Here is a 20012-nt window from a genome sequence, read left to right as displayed (position 1 = left end):
GGACATTAGTTGAGTTGTTGAGGACCGCAATGAGGCGCGGACGCTGGAAGTCGGCCCGCCAATCCAAATCGCACAACGACCCGCCTAAAACTCAATCTGGTATCTGGCAGCCACACCAACACTTGCCGAAGATGAACTATTGAGTGTTTTCGCTGTAAACACTTCTATGGAAGCAACACTGTTGCCACTCATTATGTCCAACCCGCCTCGGATCGACATAACGTTTTGATTATCGCTTGGCCTGTTGATTGTGTAAGTCGTCTCTGGCGTATCGGAATAATACAGTGTCTGAGTGTATCCACCGATTCTTTGGTGACTGAATTCCCCTTCAATCCATCCAGTCAACATACCCCAACTTTGGATGAAAGAGCGTTCTGCATTTACACCCGCACTGAAGCTGTGGAAATCTTGATCGGCTGCATTATAAGAAAGGCTAAGCCCAGTTGCATTAGATTCAGAGTAGGAATCCAATTTCGTTCTCTGAGCATCATATCTGGCATAAAGTGAAAGCAATGACCCACCAGTCATTTGTCTGGACTGGGTAACCCTCAACGAAATGAATTTAGCGTCGCCATTGCGATTACCTACCTCAAACCCTCCTGCACCTGTGAGGTAGCGCTGGGTTTGATAGTCCAAATTGCTGACGCCAATTACGCCGTCAAAGTATGAGTTTTGACCAAATTTGTGTGTGAAATACGCAGCAATTGATCGAGATTCTGCGTCTAGTGCGGAACCCAATTGCCCTATGTCGGATTTTGTCTGACCATATCCGAAGCTCAGTCCAACAATTGTGTCGCTGCGTACCTGATAGTCGATACCGATCGCATAGGAGGCAAGGGACGAATAGTCCGATTCAACGTATCTTCCTTCTTGCCAACCGCCAATCAAAAGACACTCCTCCAAGAGTTCTCCACATTCGAATTTCTCCCGAAGTTCTTCTAAGCGACGCGTTATGCTCTGTCGGTGGTTTTCTACCAACTCACGGGCAACACCAAATTGTCGTTCGATAAGTTCTATTACTTCTTGATCTTCACTCGGGTCTGGGCGGCCCTCTTCGATAATGAGACCGTAAGTTACCGTGCCAGTGTTGCCCTGGCTGTCAACAGCTTGGACAGTGAAGTTGAATGTTCCGGCAACTTCGGGAAGGCCGAGAATAACGCCTGTTGATGCACCTAACAGCAAGCCACTTGGCAATTCACCGCCTACTACAGAATAGGAATAAGGTGCGATGCCGTCTTTGGCTGATAAGCGTGTACTGTATTCTACAAAAGTCTCACCTGCAGGAACCGTCGCTGGATTGATAGCGATAATGCCTTTTGCTGGTGCCACATTGATGATGTAATCTTTGGTCCCGGTGTTGCCCTGCGAGTCTTCGACCGTGATGCCAATCACAAAATCTCCCGTTTCTTTGGGCGAACCAGCCAAATCTCCATCAATCGTCAATGTGATCCCGCTCGGTAAAGCGCCGGATTCAAGAAAAAACTCGTAAGGTGCTTCACCACCTGCGGCACTAAGTGCTTGAAAATATGTGCTCCCGAACACGGCATCACTCAGTGTATCCGGTGTGATTGTGATGAGGCCGGGGATCGCATCGATGACGAGAGTGTAGTCGCGGGTTCCCGTGTTGCTCTGTTCATCAATTACAGTGGCTGTAAACGAGAATGTGCCGGTCTCAAGCGGGGTGCCGGACAACAATCCCGTCGTCTCCAACGCTATACCGGCCGGAAGCGACCCGGAGGTTTGGGCAAAGTTGTAGGTCCCGGACCCACCCGTCGCCGTGAGCTGCTCGGAATATGCTGTGTTATAAGTCCCGTCGGAAAGCGACGATGGCGAAATCGATAGATCCGTCAAGCGCTCAACCGTCAAAGTGTATGTGCGCTGGCCTGTGTTTCCCTCTGTGTCGTCCACGTTCACGGAGAAAGTGAAGTCGCCGGTTTCCGTTGGTGTTCCCGACAGCAGGCCGGAAGGGCTCAGAGCAATCCCCTCGGGCAATCCTGGTGTTGTTGAAGGCCCTCCGGCATTTACCGTCGAGAACACGTAGCTGCCAGTGCCCCCGTCTGCCGTCAATTGCTGGCTGTAAGCTTGATTGAAGGTAGCATTGCTCAAAACCGCTGGGGAAATTTCAATCACCGAGATCGTTAGGACTTCAAGCACGTAGGATTTCTGGCCTGTGTTCCCTTGCCCATCTACAACATCCACCGTCACCGGGAAGCTGCCCGTCTCCGTCGGCGTGCCTCGGAATGTTCCGTCTGAAGTGTCAAAGCTGATCCCCGCAGGTAATGTGCCTGTTAGGCTCGGCGTGTAATCTCCATCACCCCCGGTCGCCCCAAGCGTAACCTCGTAAACGCTGCCAAAGGTCGCGGGCGGCAGGCTCTCCGGTGTGATCACAATCAGATCGTCAACGGCATTTACAACCAGCGTATAATCCTGACTTCCCCTGTTGTCCTGCTCATCACTGACTTCGATGGTCAGGTCGAAGCTGCCCGTAACCGAGGCACTCCCATTGATCAGGCCATTTCCGGTCAACACAATCCCCGCAGGCAACGCCCCGGACTTCACCCTGAACTGATAGGTTCCATCAACGCCCCCTGAGGCCGTCAGTTGCTGGCTATAGCCCGTCCGGAACATCGCCTCCGGCAAATCAGTTGGCGAGATCGCAAGCGTTGTCAGCGCCTCAACCACCAGCGTATATGTCCGCTGTCCGGTATTGTCTTGGGCATCGGTTACTTCAGCTGTAAACTGGAAACTTCCTGTCTGGGTCGGCGTTCCAGAGATCAGACCGTTCGTATCCAGCGTCAGACCCGCTGGCAGTGTGCCAGAAGACCTCACGAAGCTATAGGCAGGTGAACCGCCAGAGGCCGACAGCTGTTGGCTGTAGGCCACTCCGAAACTGGCAATGGGAAGAGTTTCAGGCGCAATTGCGAGGGTCGAAACCGAATCGATCACAAGTGTATAGGCCTTCTGACCTGTGTTCCCTTGCCCATCTAAAACATCCACCGTCACCGGGAAGCTGCCCGTCTCCGTCGGCGTGCCTCGGAATGTTCCGTCAGAAGTGTCAAAACTGATCCCCGCAGGTAATGCGCCCGTTAGGCTCGGCGTGTAATCCCCATCACCACCGGTCGCCCCGAGAGTAACCTCATAAAACGTCCCGTATCGCCCGACAGGCAGTGTATCCGGTGTGATTGTGATGAGGCCGGGGATCGCATCGATGACGAGAGTGTAGTCGCGGGTTCCCGTGTTGCTCTGTTCATCAATTACAGTGGCTGTAAACGAGAATGTGCCGGTCTCAAGCGGGGTGCCGGACAACAATCCCGTCGTCTCCAACGCTATACCGGCCGGAAGCGACCCGGAGGTTTGGGCAAAGTTGTAGGTCCCGGACCCACCCGTCGCCGTGAGCTGCTCGGAATATGCTGTGTTATAAGTCCCGTCGGAAAGCGACGATGGCGAAATCGATAGATCCGTCAAGCGCTCAACCGTCAAAGTGTAGTCTTTAGTACCTGAGTTGGCGATTCGGTCGCTATCCAGAGCCTGGACTCGAAAAGAAAACAATCCAACCTCTATGGGTGTGCCCGTTATTCTGTCTCCGACAAGGTTGACGCCTGCAGGCAGGCCACCACTCACAACAGAATAGGTGTACGGTGCCGTTCCTCCGCTTGCAGACAAAAGCAAATCGTAGCCGACTCCAAATGTGGCAGGAGGCAATTCCGGCGGCGCAATTGCCACCAAGTCCGGATTTGGATTCACGGTGATGATGTAGAAGCGATTACCTGTGTTTCCCTGCCCATCCTCTACAGAGATTTCAATGTCTGGAAAGACCGCGCTCGTTGTAGGGACGCCCGAGATTAAACCGCTAGCAGAGAGGGCCAATCCATCCGGTAGTGCACCGCTGCTTAAACGAAATGTGTAATTGCCATCGCCGCCCGAAGCACCGATTTGCTGGGTATAAGACTGTCCATTTACGCCATCTGCCAGCTCTGACGGTTGCAATGACAATCCTGTTGTGGGCGCGATCAATAGTTCGTATTCACGGCTGCCTTCGTTTCGCTGTTCATCCTGAACTCCTATGGTGAAGTTAAAGGTACCAACTACCGCTGGCACTCCAGAAAGAGTTCCATTCGAATTGAGGCTGAGTCCTGTCGGCAGCTCGCCGTCAGAAACCGAATAACTGTACGCTCCGCTTCCGCCAGTGGCAGAAAAAATCTGGGAATAGGCCATACCAAAAGTACCTGCTGGTATGGAAGCGGGATTGACGACAATTAGAGAAGGATCCGGACTCACGGTGATCGTATAATCCTTGACACCTGAGTTGCCCTGACTGTCCGTGACGGTGACCTCTATCTGGAAATCACCCGTCTGGGTTGGCGTTCCAGAAATAAGCCCGTCTGTTCCGATTTGAATCCCTGTCGGCAGCGCACCTCCTGACAGCGCGAACGTCAATGCGCCGCTCCCACCTGTTGCCGTCAGCTGTTGACTGTAACTCGTTCCATAGGTCGCATCCGGCAGCACCGATGGTGCAATCTCCAACGAGTCGATTGAGTCTACTACCAGCGTATAATCACGTGAGCCGTCATTGTTCTGTGCGTCCGTAACTCCCACGGTAATCGGAAACGACCCGACCTGCGTTGGGGTCCCGGACAAGGTTCCATCTGCCGCCAGGTCCAAACCCGCCGGCAATGGACCCACATTCAGGCTGAATGTGTAGGGCGCTGCTCCGCCAGACGTGTTGAAGCTTACCGAATAGGCTTGCCCAAACTTACCTGTGGGCAAGCTCTCCGGCAGGATCGTTAGAAGTCCGCTTACCGCGTCGATCCGTAGAGTGTAATCTCGCGTGCCACTGTTCAATTGACCATCCAAAACGATCACAGTGATCGGGAAATCGCCGGTCTCGGTAGGGATCCCAAACAAAAGACCGTTTACGCCCAATTGCAGTCCGCTTGGCAATGACCCGGTCTCGATTCCGAAAACATAAGTTCCGTCCCCGCCGCTCGCCGTCAGTTGCTGCCCATAAGCATTTCCGAAAGAGCCCGCTGGCAGCGTTTCAGGCTGTATGTCCAGATCGGTCAATCGCTCAACCGTCAGTGTCAAGGCACGCTGACCGGTATTACCGGCACCATCCGAAACCGATACACCGAAAGTAAAATCTCCTGCTTCAGTCGGGACGCCCGAAAGCAATCCGTCCGCGCCCAAAATCACACCATTCGGTAGCGTCCCCGCACTCAGCGCGAACTCGTACGTCCCATCGACGCCACCGGAGGCTGTCAGTTGCTCGCTATAAGCTACGCCGAACGTCGCGTTATCAAGTATCGGTGGGGCAATCTCAAGCGTGTTGACCGGCACCACCACAAGATTGTAGTTCTTTTGGCCCGTGTTGCCCTGACCATCCGTCACAACCACAGTCAACGGAAATGTCCCGGTTTGCGTCGGCGTGCCCGCAAACGTACCGTCTGAGGGGTCAAAGGAGATCCCGTCGGGAAGATCCCCAGTTAGGCTGCCCGTGTAATTTCCATCACCCCCTGTGGCTCCAAGAGTGATATTGTAGGGTGCGCCAAACGTCGCCTGCGGCAGGACCTCCGGCGTAATCACAATCAGCCCGTCTACAGCGTTCACAACCAGCGTATAGTCCTGGCTGCCCGTGTTGCCCTGACCGTCGAGGACACTCACTGTGAAATCAAAGGACCCGGTCGCCGCAGCAGAGCCTGACAACAACCCCGCATTAGACAAGCTGATCCCGGCCGGCAGCCCGCCTCCACTAAGACTAAAACTGTAACTCCCGTCGCCTCCAGACGCCGTAAGCTGCTCGCTATAGGCTGCACCATAGTCAACTGACGGAACCGTTGGTGGCGATATGGTGAGCGTCGAGATCCGCGTCACGGTGATCGTATAATCCTTGACACCTGAGTTGCCCTGACTGTCCGTGACGGTGACCTCTATCTGGAAATCACCCGTCTGGGTTGGCGTTCCAGAAATAAGCCCGTCTGTTCCGATTTGAATCCCTGTCGGCAGCGCACCTCCTGACAGCGCGAACGTCAATGCGCCGCTCCCACCTGTTGCCGTCAGCTGTTGACTGTAACTCGTTCCATAGGTCGCATCCGGCAGCACCGATGGTGCAATCTCCAACGAGTCGATTGAGTCTACTACCAGCGTATAATCACGTGAGCCGTCATTGTTCTGTGCGTCCGTAACTCCCACGGTAATCGGAAACGACCCGACCTGCGTTGGGGTCCCGGACAAGGTTCCATCTGCCGCCAGGTCCAAACCCGCCGGCAATGGACCCACATTCAGGCTGAATGTGTAGGGCGCTGCTCTGCCAGACGTGTTGAAGCTTACCGAATAGGCTTGCCCAAACTTACCTGTGGGCAAGCTCTCCGGCAGGATCGTTAGAAGTCCGCTTACCGCGTCGATCCGTAGAGTGTAATCTCGCGTGCCACTGTTCAATTGACCATCCAAAACGATCACAGTGATCGGGAAATCGCCGGTCTCGGTAGGGATCCCAAACAAAAGACCGTTTACGCCCAATTGCAGTCCGCTTGGCAATGACCCGGTCTCGATTCCGAAAACATAAGTTCCGTCCCCGCCGCTCGCCGTCAGTTGCTGCCCATAAGCATTTCCGAAAGAGCCCGCTGGCAGCGTTTCAGGCTGTATGTCCAGATCGGTCAATCGCTCAACCGTCAGTGTCAAGGCACGCTGACCGGTATTACCGGCACCATCCGAAACCGATACACCGAAAGTAAAATCTCCTGCTTCAGTCGGGACGCCCGAAAGCAATCCGTCCGCGCCCAAAATCACACCATTCGGTAGCGTCCCCGCACTCAGCGCGAACTCGTACGTCCCATCGACGCCACCGGAGGCTGTCAGTTGCTCGCTATAAGCTACGCCGAACGTCGCGTTATCAAGTATCGGTGGGGCAATCTCAAGCGTGTTGACCGGCACCACCACAAGATTGTAGTTCTTTTGGCCCGTGTTGCCCTGACCATCCGTCACAACCACAGTCAACGGAAATGTCCCGGTTTGCGTCGGCGTGCCCGCAAACGTACCGTCTGAGGGGTCAAAGGAGATCCCGTCGGGAAGATCCCCAGTTAGGCTGCCCGTGTAATTTCCATCACCCCCTGTGGCTCCAAGAGTGATATTGTAGGGTGCGCCAAACGTCGCCTGCGGCAGGACCTCCGGCGTAATCACAATCAGCCCGTCTACAGCGTTCACAACCAGCGTATAGTCCTGGCTGCCCGTGTTGCCCTGACCGTCGAGGACACTCACTGTGAAATCAAAGGACCCGGTCGCCGCAGCAGTGCCTGACAACAACCCCGCATTAGACAAGCTGATCCCGGCCGGCAGCCCGCCTCCACTAAGACTAAAACTGTAACTCCCGTCGCCTGCTGACGCCGTAAGCTGCTCGCTATAGGCTGCACCATAGTCAACTGACGGAACCGTTGGTGGCGATATGGTGAGGTCAACCGGAGGCAAATTGGCCTCATCAATTGTCAAAGTGTATGAAGCGGTTCCGTTGTTACCTTCATTATCAACAACGTTGACAACAAGAGGAAATACGCCAGACGTCGTTGGTGTGCCGAAAACGAGTCCCGCGGACGAAAAAGAGATTCCCGGGGGCAAGGAAGAGTCATCTTCGATTGAAAATGTATAGGGTGAAATACCACCGCTTGCCGACAGCTGCTGCGAATAAGACTGATCTTCCACGCCATTTGGCAAACTTTCAGGCGAAACTACAAGCCCACCGATGACAGGTAGGATAATTAACGAATACTCGCGTGATACAGTGTCAGCTTGGCTGGCGGTGGCTTCTACCCGAAAGCGGAAACTGCCTGTCTCAGTAGGCGTACCAGATAGGACACCCTCTGCACTTAGTGAGACGCCGTTTGGGAGCGTTCCTGAAACCTGCTGAAATGCGTAATTGCCAGTGGAGTTTTCAACGAATAGAATCTGCTCGTATGTCAGGCCAAAGACGCCGTTACCTAAGGACGAGGGCTGAAGAATCGGAACTTCTGCCTCGCATAGGTTTGGGTTTCCTTGCCCGTCAATTTTTATTGAGAAGTCGAACTCACCGACAAGATCTGGGATTCGCGTGATTCTCACAGAGAACCGTTTGTTGCCGCGACCGTCGCACGTAGCGCCACTTACGACACCGTCTGAACTTAGAACGAAACCCTCCGGCAAGTTGTCGTCTAGTGCTTCAAACAAAAACGGTCCTTCAGAGGGCTCTGACGGAACAATTCGGTATTCGTAAAACACTCCTTCGTCAGCGTTTGGCAACTTTGTGTTCACAACAATCCCACCATCCTCATCGCTGGAACGCGCAAAGGACTGCGGAGTTACACCCCGCGAAGGAAGGGGGCCATCTGTTCCCGAAAGAAGTGGAAAAAGTGCGGCGCCGGCTACTACGCCTTTTGCTACTGACGCAGACGATGGAGGTGGTTCGACGTCGAGAACCACATTAACGCGAAAAACTAGAGTATCTACAATAGTTTCATAGAAACGAACAAGAACCTCGAATTCGGTTGACTCGACCTTTAAGGGTCGACCTGACAGGCGACCGCTTTTGTCTAGCTCCATCCCATTCGGCAAAGCTCCCGATCGAATTTCAAACTGATACTCTTTGAGCCGATTTTCGTTATCGTCATCGACCGGAAGCGTTCCAGTTGGACTAATCTGCCTTGGAGCGAACTGAAATTCTTGATAGGCACCAACCGTTATGTCCGGCAAATCAAGTTTTGTCATGTCTTGGGCAAGAAGGGGATTGCCTGAGATCCCAATCAAAGTGATCCAAAGCAATGGCGCCCAAACCTTGAAAAGCCTGAAAGACAAAAATCTCACGTGAATTCCAATGAAAAAACCTGAAAAAGCTGCTGTTCTAAACCGAAATACTGTCTTCTTTTTAATAAATGCTCAACCCCAACTCTTCAGTTGAACCGATACCACCAACACTTGGATCAATGAACGAACTCCTCAAATCTTTCATTACTTCCACTTGCCGCTCTTCTGTAACCGGAAGATAGCTGGAGACGGTTGTTAGGATGCTATCGTGGCCTAGGTTTTGAGACCAGGCTTTTTGTTGCTCCAGCGTGAGGTTCATGTCGTTCATCAGTTTGGCAAGGGTCTTACGGAAACTGTGTGGAGTGTAGGGATGAAGGCCCACGTCTTGAAAAGCCGAACGAACCACCTGATTGATTTTCTGGGAGTTTGCGTAGGGCTCGCGAGACAGGGTCGTGAAGGCGAATTTCCCGGCGACCATCTGCCTTTGGGGGCGCGGAAAGAGCGCGTCTTCAGGACCGAAGAGTTTCTCTTCTCGCAGGAAACGTACCCAGGTCGAAAAGCATACGAAGTAAATCGCGTCCACCGGAAAAAACACAGTCATAAAGGACTTGCTGTTCTTGGTATTCACCTCCCGCCCATCCTGAAAGACCGTTTGATCTACAAGGTTGATGTGCTTCAGGCGCAGCGAGCCGTTCAATATGCACTTGCTGAGCAAATTCCTGAAACGTCGGTAACTCAAGATTGGCATTGAACCGGGGGTTCAACCCCTGCCGTGCCATACGCCGATAATCCAGCGCTCTTTCCCTGGCTTGGTTCAAAGTTACTAGATCAGCTCCACCCAAACCAAAATCGGTGCGAAGCGGTCCCCCTTTCCGATTTCGTTGACCTTTGACAGTTACGCGAACAATCCAACGCCGCGCACCAGACGGATCAACGACCAGATAGAGACCTGCACCGTCACCGTGGCGACCTGGCCCCAGATTCTGAACCAGCTTTTTCGTTAGTCTCCCGCTCAACGCGGCCATCAATCATACCACATTTCATACCACCCAAGGAAACAACACCAAACCGATCGAAATAAATCGAGACAAAACTCAAAGTCATCTTTCCCGCTGAAATCGTTGAATTAAAGCCACCAAATTCAAGTTCAAACAAACGAAGAAAAAGGTGGGGTGGCGGAGGAGGTGGGATTCGAACCCACGGAGGGCGTTAACCCTCGTCGGTTTTCAAGACCGGTGCATTCGACCACTCTGCCACTCCTCCGACGCGCCCTGATTAATCGCGCCACGCGCCATCTGCAAGCCCAATCAGAGTGATTTTTTGCCTATACCCAACCACACGCTTTCCTTGCGCTACGCATCCAGCTAAACTCCGCGCAACAAAACAGACAGCCTCTGATGGATCAGGTCAGCGGTATGTTCACAAAAACATCGTGTGCGACAATGATCGCAAGCAGGCAAGGGGCAAGACATGGCCGAAAGAATGACGCTGAACCACGGGTACGTTCGCCCATTCATACCCGTAATTTTCCTGTCTGCCGCAATGCTTTTGACGGCCTGTGAAGACGTTCAGGACTTTTCGCTCTTGAAGAAAGCAGATGACCCGACAACACCCACCAGCGGCCAGACGACCAAGCTGGTGGAGCGCGACGTTGAGGCCCCAGAGGTCTTCAATGCCGCCGAGGCTGGCCTTTGGGACGGCCGCCCGTCTCTTGGTGGTGTTTGGGCCGCGCACCCCGATGTGACCGACCCGGAAAGGGTAATTATCCGCAACCAGGCCAACGGCAAGTTTGTAATCGGCGCCCTCTTCCGCCGCGAACGAGAAATTCCGGGGCCCCGTATCCAAGTGTCCTCTGACGCAGCCGAAGCACTCGGAATGCTTGCTGGCCAACCCGTGGCTCTGAACGTCACTGCGCTGCGCCGCGAAGAAGTCACCCCAGAACCGGCAGCCGAAGACCTCGTTTTAGCCGAAGTATCCGACGTCGAAGAAGCGCCGCTCGAGCCAATCGCAGCGGCTTCGGCCGCTATCGCTGCGGCCGAAGCCGTGGAAACGCCGTCACCAACACCAGACGCCAAACCTGCTGCCCAGTCCGAAGTTGCTCCCCCACCTCAAACCAGTTCACTCTCAAAACCTTATGTGCAAATCGGCATCTTCTCGGTCGAGGATAACGCCAAAAACGCCGCCAACCAGATGAGCGCTGCCGGACTTACCCCCCTAATCCGCAAGACGACATCTGGCGGCAAAACATTCTGGCGTGTCATTGTAGGCCCGGCGACCTCTAAATCCGGCCTCAGCTCAATGCTCAAGACCGTGCATGGCACCGGCTTTACCGATGCTTACGCCGTAACCAACTAACGGAGACGCCGAATGCCCCGGTCACGCTCGCCCATTATTGCCATACTCAGCTCCTTGGTACTGGCCTTCCTGACACCGGCCCTCGCTCTTGCGTTTGAAACGCGAGCCAAGGCCGCCTTTGTCATGGATCAACCAACGGGCACCGTGCTCATGGCCAAAAACGCCGATGATGCCCTTCCCCCCGCATCGATGTCCAAACTGATGACACTTTACATGGCTTTTGAGGCCATCCGCGACGGGCGATTGTCAACGGAAGAACGCCTGCCAGTGTCACAACACGCGATGAGCTATGGCGGATCGACGATGTTTCTGGACACCACGGACCGGGTCAAGGTGATCGATCTGCTGCGCGGGATTATTGTTCTGTCGGGCAATGATGCCTGCGCCGTCATTGCCGAAACCCTCAGCCCGGACGGAACCGAGGCCGGGTTTGCCCGCCTTATGACGCGCCGGGCGCGTCAAATGGGTATGACCAATTCGACATTTGCAAACTCCAACGGCTGGCCTGCCGCTGGTCATCGCATGTCTATGCGCGACCTCGCACTGCTTGCAAATCGTCTGATCACCGACTTTCCCGAATTCTACCCAATGTTCGCGGAAACCGAATTTGCCTTTGACGGGCGCGCGCCGCAAAACATCCGCAACCGCAACCCGCTTTTGCGCCTTGGTATCGGCGCCGATGGCCTCAAAACCGGTCATACACAAGAAGCGGGCTATGGCCTTGTTGGGTCTGCTGTCCAAGGTGGCCGGCGCGTAATCTTTGCGATCTCTGGGCTGGAAAGCGTGAAGGAACGCGCAGAAGTGTCCGAACAGATTGTGAACTGGTCGTTCCGCCAATTCTCCGAGTCCACCCTCGCTCGGGCGGGCGAGCGTGTCGCCGAAGCAGACGTCTGGATGGGCAAAGTTCCACGCGTCGGGCTGGTCCCCGCCAATGACATCACCGTTCTTCTGCCTGTCTTGGCACAAAACAAGGCCGCAGCCGAGGTGATTTACCAAGGCCCCGTTCAGGCCCCCGTGGTCAAAGGACAAGAACTCGCACAGTTGGTGATCACACCAGAGGACCTGCCAGAAATCCGCATCCCACTCGTTGCTGAAACGGACGTCGCCGAAGGTGGGTTTACCATCCGTATGCGCACCGCTGCCACCGTTCTGATGGGCCAGTTCGGCCTGACCTCCGAAGGTGCCCTTTGACGCGCGCCTCTATGTTTATCACATTCGAAGGTATCGACGGCTCTGGGAAATCAACCCAAGCCCACCTGCTGCGCGATACACTCGTTGCCCAAGGATTTGACGTCATCCTGACCCGTGAACCCGGCGGCTCCCCCGGCGCAGAAGAGATCCGCTCTCTCGTGCTCGAAGGTGATCCGGATCGCTGGTCCGCCGAAACCGAAATCCTGTTGTTCACTGCCGCCCGTCGCGACCATCTCGAACGCACGATCCTGCCCGCGCTTGCAAAAGGAAAGGTGGTGATCTGTGACCGGTTTGCCGATTCCACACGCATGTATCAGGGTCTCTCTCGCGGGGATCTGCGCGGTATTGTGGACCAGCTGCACAACATCATGATAGGGCGTGAACCGGATCTCACCATCCTGATCGACATGGACCCAGCCATTGGCCTGAGCAGAGCTAAGTCCCGCCAAACGTCCGAGGAGCGCTTCGAAGATTTTGGCCAAGCGCTTCAGGAACAGATGCGCCGCGGCTTCCTGTCCCTCGCTCGCGAATACGCGGACCGCTTTCACGTTATAGACGGCGGGCGCTCCCAGTCCGAAGTCGCCTCTGACATCGCAACGCTCGTTCAGGAGCAACTGGTGTGAGCGATGATCAGACGCCCGAGGCTGACCGCGTCGACGGTGCGCCCCATCCGCGCGATACGCAAACACTGTTTGGTCAGCAATGCGCAATCGACACGTTTCTGACTGCTCTTAATGCCGACCGTCTGCATCACGGTTGGTTGATCACTGGCCCTCTAGGCGTCGGCAAGGCAACACTCGCCTGGCAGATCGCACGCTTTCTGCTTGCAACATCAGATGAGGCAGATGGCGGTCTCTTTGGCGGGCCGCCGCAATACGACTCACTGCTTGTCGATCCCGAACACCCTGTCGCCCGCCGCATCGCCGCGCGTTCTGAGCCGGGGCTTTACGCGATTACCCGGTCCGTTAACGAAAAGACCGGACGCCTCAGAGATCAGATTGTTATCGACGACGTGCGCGGTTTGACCCATTTCCTGCACATGTCTGCCTCTGATGGCGGACGGCGCGTTGTCATCGTCGACAGCGCTGACGAAATGAACCCAAACGCCGCAAACGGCTTGCTGAAAATGCTCGAAGAGCCCCCGGCCCGTACCACTTTGCTACTCATCTCGCATCAACCCTCGCGCCTCTTGCCTACCATCCGCTCACGCTGCCGCGAACTGCGTCTCTCACCGCTCTCCCCCGAGGATATGCACGATGCCTTGATACAAGCTCAGGCCGAAGTCCAAGAGACCCCGGCACTGGCCGAGCTTGCCGCCGGATCCGTTGGCGAGGCTATGCGCATCCTTCGCCTTGATGGGCTCGAAATCTACAATCAGCTCGTCCAGCTCTTTGCCACAATGCCCCGATTCGACCGCCCCCGCGCGCTGGCACTTGCCGAAACCGCCGCCCAACGTGGCGCCGCTGACAAGTTCGAACTTCTCCTCACGCTCCTTGATATCTTCATTTCCCGCACGGCCCGCACCGGCGCAACCGGCCATCCTCCCATGACCGAGGCCGCCCCCGGCGAAGCAGAGCTGCTCATGCGTCTTGCACCCGATCCACTTCGCGCCCGCGCATGGGCCACCACGGCACAGGAAATTTCGGAACGTTCGCGCCACGGTCGGGCGGTCAACCTTGACCCCGCAGCTCTTGTGCTTGATACGGTTTTCAAGATTCAGAAAACCGCCAGCGCGTGAGCATATGACCAACCTGCCCCAAATCACCGACAGCCACTGTCACCTCGATTTCCCGGATTTCGAAGGCCAGCTCGACGATATCATCGCCCGCGCCGCCGCCGTTGGTGTCACTCGCATGGTCACTATCTGTACCCGGTTGCGCAATGAACCAACCGTCCGTGCCATTGCGGAGGCCAATGCGCCGATTTTCTACGCCGCTGGCACGCACCCCATGAGCGCTGCGGAAGAACCACTTGCGACAGTTGATGAACTGATCGCGCTGGCGCAGCACCCGAAATTTGTCGGTATCGGCGAAACCGGTCTTGATTATCACTACACCGCCGAAAGCAAAGACATCCAGCAGGCCTCGTTGCGCGTACATGTTCAGGCGGCCCGCGAAACGGGTCTTCCACTGATCATCCACAGCCGGGACGCAGACGAAGACATGGCCCAGATCCTGACCGAAGAATACCAAAACGGCGCCTATCCATGCGTGATGCACTGCTACAGCTCCGGGGCGCAACTGGCACAGCAAATGCTAGACCTTGGATTCTACCTGTCGATGTCAGGCATCGCTACTTTCCCACGCAGTCAAGACGTGCGTGATATTTTCGCGGCTGCACCCGTTGACCGCGTCCTCGTGGAAACCGATGCGCCGTATCTTGCTCCCCCACCCTATCGTGGGAAACGCAACGAACCGTCATACGTTGAAAAAACCGCCCGCGTCGGCGCCGACGTCTTCGGCATGGATTATCCCGACTTTGCCGCCCAAACACAGGCCAATTTCGACCGTCTATTTTCCAAGGCACAGCTCAAGGCCCAAGCAGCATGAGCGCACGCCTGACCTTTACGATCCTCGGTTGCGGCAGCTCTGGTGGCGTGCCGCGCCTTGGTGGCCATTGGGGCGACTGTGACCCTAACAATCCCAAAAACCGCCGCCGCCGTTGCTCCATGCTGATCGAGCGCGAAACAGAGGCAGGCAAGACAAGCGTCCTGATCGACACCTCTCCCGACATGCGCAGCCAGCTGCTCGACGCCAATGTCGGTACGCTCGATGGTGTCATCTATACGCACTCACACGCCGACCACGTGCATGGCATCGACGATTTGCGCATGGTGGTTTTCAACATGCGCGAACGCATCAAAGTCTGGGCCGACGGCCCCACCCAGGACGCGCTTTTGTCCCGCTTTGGATACGCCTTTGTCCAACCCCATGGCTCACCCTACCCGCCTATCCTCGATCTCCATACAATTGATGGCGACACGACAATCTCTGGCCCGGGCGGTGACATCACGCTGAAACCGATCCTCGTCAATCACGGCAGCATCGACGCCTTGGCGTTTCGCGTAAATGATCTGGTTTATATGCCGGACGTGGCGGACATAGACGAAGACGCTTGGATGAACCTACAAGGCTTGGATTGCTGGGTGTTAGACACATTGCGCCGCACACCGCATCCAACCCACGCCCACTTCGAGAGATCACTTGAATGGATCGCACGCGCCGCACCCCGGCGCGCGATTCTCACAAACATGCACATTGATCTCGACTATGCGACCGTCGCCGCCGAAACCCCCGATCACATCACCCCGGCATTTGATGGTATGCAGATCATTTATGACGACTAGGGTCGACACCATATGGAGACCCTGATTTCGGTCATCCTCCCGGTCTTTGTCCTGATCGGGTTTGGCTACGCCGCCGCATGGCGTGGCTATTTTTCAGAGGCCAATGTCGATGGTCTCATGCGGTTTGCCACCAATTTCGCCGTCCCAGTTCTGCTATTTCGTGCCATTTCCACGCTTGATCTGGGGGCCGAGTTCGATCTGATCATGATGGGCAGCTTCTATGCAGGCGCTCTCATCTCCTTCACCATCGGTATGCTTGGCGCCCACTACCTGTTTGGACGTGACTGGGAAGACGCCATCGCGATCGGTTTTGTGTGCCTGTTCTCAAACTCGGTTCTGCTTGGCCTCGCCATCACAGAACGTGCTTTTGGCACACAATCCCTCACCGGAAACTTCGCCATCGTCTCAATCCACGCGCCGTTTTGCTACGGCGTTGGCATTACCGTGATGGAGGTGTTTCGCGCGCGTCAGACACCGGGTCGCAAGATCATACCAACTGTGCTCAAGGCGATGTTCTCCAATGCCCTAATTCTTGGGATCTCGCTGGGGTTCGTCGTCAATCTCGCGCAGATCCCGGTGCCCGGCGCAATCACGACCGCCGTGAACATGCTCGCAGGCGCCGCCTTGCCTGCTGCGCTCTTTGCCATGGGCGGTGTTCTGTTCCGCTACCGTCCCGAAGGTGACATGCGTGTCATCCTTTTCTGCTGCGCTATATCGCTTGGCCTGCACCCTGCCCTTACATGGACGTTCGGCACTCTTGGAGGTCTTTCGATCGACGGTTTCCGTTCCGCAGTGCTAACCGCAACCATGGCGCCCGGCATCAACGTCTACCTCTTTGCCAGCATGTATGGCCGTGCTCAGCGGGTCGCCGCATCCACCGTCCTGATTGGCACAGCCGCCTCCATTGTAACAGTCTGGCTCTGGCTGTCCGTCATCCCATAGAGAAGACACTCCTTCGCCTACTTGCACAGTTCCTAACGTGCCCCCATCTGGAAACAAACGCGACAAGGAGCTACGCATGACCGCCACCCCGATCCGTGTCGACATCATCTCGGATGTCGTCTGCCCATGGTGCATCATCGGCTACCGCCAACTCCTCGCCGCCAGCGCGCAATCTGGCATTCCGGTCGAAACCTACTGGCACCCGTTCGAACTGAACCCCAACATGCCACTCGAAGGCGAAAACCTAACCGATCACATTCAGCGGAAATATGGCAGCACCGCTGCGCAATCGTCTGCGGCCCGTGCACACCTGACCGAATTAGGGCAATCGTTGGATGTCACCTTCGACTTCACACCGAACTCGCGAATTTACAATACATTCGACGCACACCAACTCATGCACTGGGCCTTTGAAACGGGCAAAACCCAAGCACTCAAGCTGGCGCTCTTTGACCGCTATTTCACCAAGGACGAAGACGTCTCATCAAGCGACACCCTGATCGACGCCGCCATAGAAGTTGGTCTTGACCCAGACGAAGCCCGCAACGTGCTGACGGATCAACGATTTGCCGAAGCAGTACGCGACAAAGAACAGTTCTGGACATCTCGCGGTGTCAGCGGCGTTCCCACGATGATCTTCGACACCCGCCAGGCAACATCCGGTGCGCAGGGTATCGACACATTTGCACAGATCCTCTCCCAACTGGCAGCACGGCATCACGAGGTCAAACCATCAGCGACTTAGTCCACCAAGATCACGCTAGGCTCACCCGAAGGCGCACATGCCAAATTTTGTGCTGATTGCCAAAAAAATTTGCGTACCGGAGAAAAGGAGCATCGACCAATTTTCGTCGACCGAAATCTTTTAAAACCCGTGGAGTGGTCGGCCAACCCCGACTCACAGCCAAGACAATGCCTGCGGAATTGAAGAAATTTAGTCTCCAGACCCATGCGCGAATTGGTTTGAACCAGCCGCACAAGACGCCCAAACGCTTGATCGAGTTTTTGTAGCAAATTTCCCCTGTTCGTGAGAGTTTTTCCCAAAAATTCCCTTTTTTCGGGCACACCCGATCACAGTGGCCCACTATAGTGCCGATATGAAACACACATCGACACTCAATCCAGTAGAACCTATTGCTTTGCCAGTCTCATTTCTGGCTTATCATGCCCACCCGTTTCGAATGAGCTCTATCTCAGCGGGCAAGGACATTCTGAAAAAAGCAATACTTGGCGAGGTCAACGACATATTTGCCTCAACACTCCTGTCGGGTTTGGCTCGGCTTGCCGCCTGTCTGTTTATCAACCCACATATCCAGTTTGTAATTTTTGCAGAAAGGCGGATTTCACATGCTTGACCTCAAGGCTTTCCGTCGTGATTTGCACGCCCATCCGGAAACCTCGTTCGACCTCGAACGAACGCCACGGCTAATTGCAATGCAACTGGAACGTGCGGGCCTCGAAGTAACTCGCGATGTCGGGCGAACCGGTCTCGTGGCGACCCTTCGCCGGGGACCTGAGGAAACGGCGATTGGGTTTCGCGCTGATATGGATGCCTTGCCGATCAAGGAAGCGAACGCGTTTGACCATCGCTCCACTATTCCTGAAAAGTTCCACGGCTGTGGTCATGACGGTCACAGCACTATGCTACTAGGTGCGGCACTTGCTCTCGCGGCTGATCCTACAATCGAGAGGACAATCCATTTTGTTTTCCAGCCGGATGAAGAGAATGGAAATGGTGCCGCAGCCATGATTGCGGACGGTCTCTTCGACCGCTTTCCGATGCAGGCAATATATGGGCTGCACAATATGCCGGGGATAGAATTGGGGCATTTCGCAACGCAGAGCGGCCCATTCTGCGCATTCGAGGACAATTTTGAAATCAGGGTCGAAGGGCGCGGCGGTCACGCATCTATGCCCGACAAAGGCGTCGATCCGATTGTTGCCGCATCAGCCATCGTTCTGCAACTCCAGTCGATCGTATCCCGGTCCTTGCCACCCAGCGAACATGCTGTCGTCTCGGTAACCGAGTTCATCACGGACGGGGCTCGAAATATTCTGCCCAGCAATGTGACGCTAAGAGGCGATTGTAGGGGCTTCTCTGACCACGTTTCGAAGCGGATCGCATCCAGACTACGCGAAATCGTTGCCGGTGTTTGCGCCGCACATGACGCCAGGGCTGAGGTGGACTATTCGACGTCTTTTCGACCGCTGGTGAATAATCTCGTCGCGACGCAGAAAATAGCTAAGGCGGCGGGCGCAGTTGGATCGGTAAACGCCAACTATGGGCGAGTTGGTTTTTCTGAAGATTTCGCCGAGTTTCTAAAGCACGTTCCGGGCGCGTTTTGCTTAATGGGGAATGGAACAGACGGGCATGCCGCAATGCCTCTTCACAATCCCGCGTATGATTTCAACGATGATGGCATCGACCACGGAATTGCTTTTTGGCTGGAACTCGCAAAATCAGAGGTGTGACCAAGTTAATAACGTGTGGCCCAAAAGGGCTATACCAACCCCGTTATTGATCCGGCAACGCCCGCAACGTCTGATAAATCGCAGAAAAATCGAGCTGTCCATGCTCCTCTGCAAAGGATGTAAAGGCGCGGGCAGCTTCAGCCCCAAAGGGTGTTACTTGTCCGGTCTCCTGTGCCGCGGCCTGAGCAAGACGGAGATCCTTCGCCATCAGAGCCGACGCAAATCCCGGCGCAAAGCCACTGGAAGACGGAGCTGCGGGAACGATACCTGGAATCGGACAACGGTTTTCCAAGGCCCAGCTTTGAGCCGCGGCGCCGGCACACAACCCGTAAAACTTGTTCAGATCCAACGACAGCGAATCCGCAAGCGCGAACCCCTCCGTGACAGCTATTGCCGTTATTCCGCAGATCATGTTGTGGCAAGCTTTAGCAGCCTGCCCAGATCCCGCGGCGCCAAAATGAGTGATTGTTGATCCCATGACTTCCAACACTGGACGCGCGCGCTCAAATGCGTCCTCATTGCCCCCCACCATAAAGCTGAGTGTGCCCGCTTCTGCACCCGCTGGACCGCCCGATACCGGTGCATCCAGCATTGCCGATCCTTTTGCCTCGACCGATGCGGCCAAGGCCCGTGCTGTCCCAACATCAATGGTGGAACAATCGATCAGGAGTGTGCCCACATCTACACCCGAGAAGAGGAATTCGTCATGTACCTGAGCAACATGTGCCCCTTCGGGCAGCATCGTAATGATGATATCAGCACCGCCCATTTTCGTTTTGTCGAGCGCTGTGGCCCCTGGAAACGCAGCTCGTGCCTCTGCGTTAATGTCCATCCCGACAACATCATGGCCAGCCGCGGCCAGCCCCCGCGCCATATGCAATCCCATTGTGCCCAGACCGATAAATACGATGCGACTCACTTGGCCTACCTCCGCAAAAAC

13 protein-coding genes, 1 tRNA gene and 1 pseudogene are annotated in these 20012 nt (G+C 55.4%); 10 read left to right on the top strand and 5 right to left on the bottom strand.

What is annotated here, in order from left to right; genetic code table 11:
- Nucleotides 1–84 precede the first annotated feature (84 nt).
- From CLV88_RS13715 to CLV88_RS13700, 4 genes and pseudogenes are all read right to left on the bottom strand, one after another.
- Nucleotides 85–8277: a putative Ig domain-containing protein gene (locus CLV88_RS13715; protein WP_165798896.1), complete on the bottom strand. Its 8193-nt coding sequence runs from the start codon at nt 8275–8277 to the stop codon at nt 85–87.
- A 610-nt stretch (nt 8278–8887) separates the two neighbouring features.
- On the bottom strand, nt 8888–9463 hold the full coding sequence (locus tag CLV88_RS13710; protein ID WP_165798893.1) for a site-specific integrase: 576 nt from the start codon (nt 9461–9463) through the stop codon (nt 8888–8890).
- Between the two features lie 64 nt (nt 9464–9527).
- Nucleotides 9528–9791: pseudogene (locus tag CLV88_RS23365) on the bottom strand (Arm DNA-binding domain-containing protein); the annotation flags it as partial.
- Nucleotides 9792–9939: 148 nt separating this feature from the next.
- A tRNA-Ser gene (locus tag CLV88_RS13700) sits at nt 9940–10029 on the bottom strand.
- A 207-nt stretch (nt 10030–10236) separates the two neighbouring features.
- On the opposite strand from CLV88_RS13700, the gene CLV88_RS13695 reads away from it, so the two are divergent.
- The 10 genes from CLV88_RS13695 to CLV88_RS13650 all read left to right on the top strand — a co-directional run bounded on the left by CLV88_RS13695 (nt 10237) and on the right by CLV88_RS13650 (nt 19072).
- Nucleotides 10237–11121: an SPOR domain-containing protein gene (locus tag CLV88_RS13695; protein WP_106608967.1), complete on the top strand. Its 885-nt coding sequence runs from the start codon at nt 10237–10239 to the stop codon at nt 11119–11121.
- A gap of 12 nt (nt 11122–11133) precedes the next feature.
- Nucleotides 11134–12312: a D-alanyl-D-alanine carboxypeptidase family protein gene (locus CLV88_RS13690; RefSeq protein WP_106608966.1), complete on the top strand. Its 1179-nt coding sequence runs from the start codon at nt 11134–11136 to the stop codon at nt 12310–12312.
- 11 nt (nt 12313–12323) lie between these two features.
- Nucleotides 12324–12935, top strand: a complete 612-nt coding sequence (gene tmk, locus CLV88_RS13685; RefSeq protein WP_106608965.1) for a dTMP kinase — start codon at nt 12324–12326, stop codon at nt 12933–12935.
- Nucleotides 12932–14050 carry a DNA polymerase III subunit delta' gene (locus CLV88_RS13680; protein WP_106608964.1) on the top strand — a complete coding sequence of 373 codons (1119 nt, stop codon included), beginning with the start codon at nt 12932–12934 and terminating at the stop codon, nt 14048–14050. Before tmk ends, CLV88_RS13680 begins: the two co-directional genes overlap by 4 nt.
- Nucleotides 14051–14054: 4 nt before the next feature.
- Nucleotides 14055–14861 carry a TatD family hydrolase gene (locus CLV88_RS13675; RefSeq protein WP_106608963.1) on the top strand — a complete coding sequence of 269 codons (807 nt, stop codon included), beginning with the start codon at nt 14055–14057 and terminating at the stop codon, nt 14859–14861.
- Nucleotides 14858–15658 carry an MBL fold metallo-hydrolase gene (locus CLV88_RS13670; RefSeq protein ID WP_106608962.1) on the top strand — a complete coding sequence of 267 codons (801 nt, stop codon included), beginning with the start codon at nt 14858–14860 and terminating at the stop codon, nt 15656–15658. The genes CLV88_RS13675 and CLV88_RS13670 overlap by 4 nt, the downstream gene beginning before the upstream one ends.
- Before the next feature lie 12 nt (nt 15659–15670).
- On the top strand, nt 15671–16600 hold the full coding sequence (locus tag CLV88_RS13665) for an AEC family transporter (RefSeq protein WP_106608961.1): 930 nt from the start codon (nt 15671–15673) through the stop codon (nt 16598–16600).
- Between the two features lie 76 nt (nt 16601–16676).
- Entirely contained in the window at nt 16677–17345 is a 669-nt protein-coding gene (locus CLV88_RS13660) for a DsbA family oxidoreductase (RefSeq protein ID WP_106608960.1), read from the top strand.
- Nucleotides 17346–17697: 352 nt separating this feature from the next.
- Nucleotides 17698–17955, top strand: a complete 258-nt coding sequence (locus CLV88_RS13655; protein WP_106608959.1) for a hypothetical protein — start codon at nt 17698–17700, stop codon at nt 17953–17955.
- Nucleotides 17948–19072 (top strand): amidohydrolase, encoded by a 1125-nt coding sequence (locus CLV88_RS13650; protein WP_106608958.1) that lies wholly within the window; start codon nt 17948–17950, stop codon nt 19070–19072. Before CLV88_RS13655 ends, CLV88_RS13650 begins: the two co-directional genes overlap by 8 nt.
- Nucleotides 19073–19115: 43 nt before the next feature.
- Here the strand turns inward: CLV88_RS13650 and mmsB are convergent, their stop codons facing one another.
- A complete protein-coding gene (mmsB, locus tag CLV88_RS13645; protein ID WP_106608957.1) occupies nt 19116–19991 on the bottom strand; it encodes a 3-hydroxyisobutyrate dehydrogenase in 876 nt (291 codons plus the stop codon).
- Between the last annotated feature and the right edge of the window lie 21 nt (nt 19992–20012).

Origin of the sequence: Shimia abyssi, from assembly GCF_003014475.1 — a bacterium.
GTDB lineage: Bacteria > Pseudomonadota > Alphaproteobacteria > Rhodobacterales > Rhodobacteraceae > Shimia > Shimia abyssi.
This window is presented reverse-complemented; position numbering and strand designations above follow the sequence as displayed.

Excerpts from the sequence above, each read along its gene's own strand:
- CLV88_RS13695 (WP_106608967.1), top strand. The coding sequence starts at position 10,237 with ATGGCCGAAAGAATGACGCTGAACCACGGGTACGTTCGCCCATTCATA.
- CLV88_RS13660 (WP_106608960.1), top strand. The coding sequence starts at position 16,677 with ATGACCGCCACCCCGATCCGTGTCGACATCATCTCGGATGTCGTCTGC.
- tmk (WP_106608965.1), top strand. The coding sequence starts at position 12,324 with ATGTTTATCACATTCGAAGGTATCGACGGCTCTGGGAAATCAACCCAA.
- CLV88_RS13690 (WP_106608966.1), top strand. The coding sequence starts at position 11,134 with ATGCCCCGGTCACGCTCGCCCATTATTGCCATACTCAGCTCCTTGGTA.
- CLV88_RS13655 (WP_106608959.1), top strand. The coding sequence starts at position 17,698 with ATGAAACACACATCGACACTCAATCCAGTAGAACCTATTGCTTTGCCA.
- CLV88_RS13665 (WP_106608961.1), top strand. The coding sequence starts at position 15,671 with ATGGAGACCCTGATTTCGGTCATCCTCCCGGTCTTTGTCCTGATCGGG.
- CLV88_RS13675 (WP_106608963.1), top strand. The coding sequence starts at position 14,055 with ATGACCAACCTGCCCCAAATCACCGACAGCCACTGTCACCTCGATTTC.
- CLV88_RS13670 (WP_106608962.1), top strand. The coding sequence starts at position 14,858 with ATGAGCGCACGCCTGACCTTTACGATCCTCGGTTGCGGCAGCTCTGGT.
- CLV88_RS13650 (WP_106608958.1), top strand. The coding sequence starts at position 17,948 with ATGCTTGACCTCAAGGCTTTCCGTCGTGATTTGCACGCCCATCCGGAA.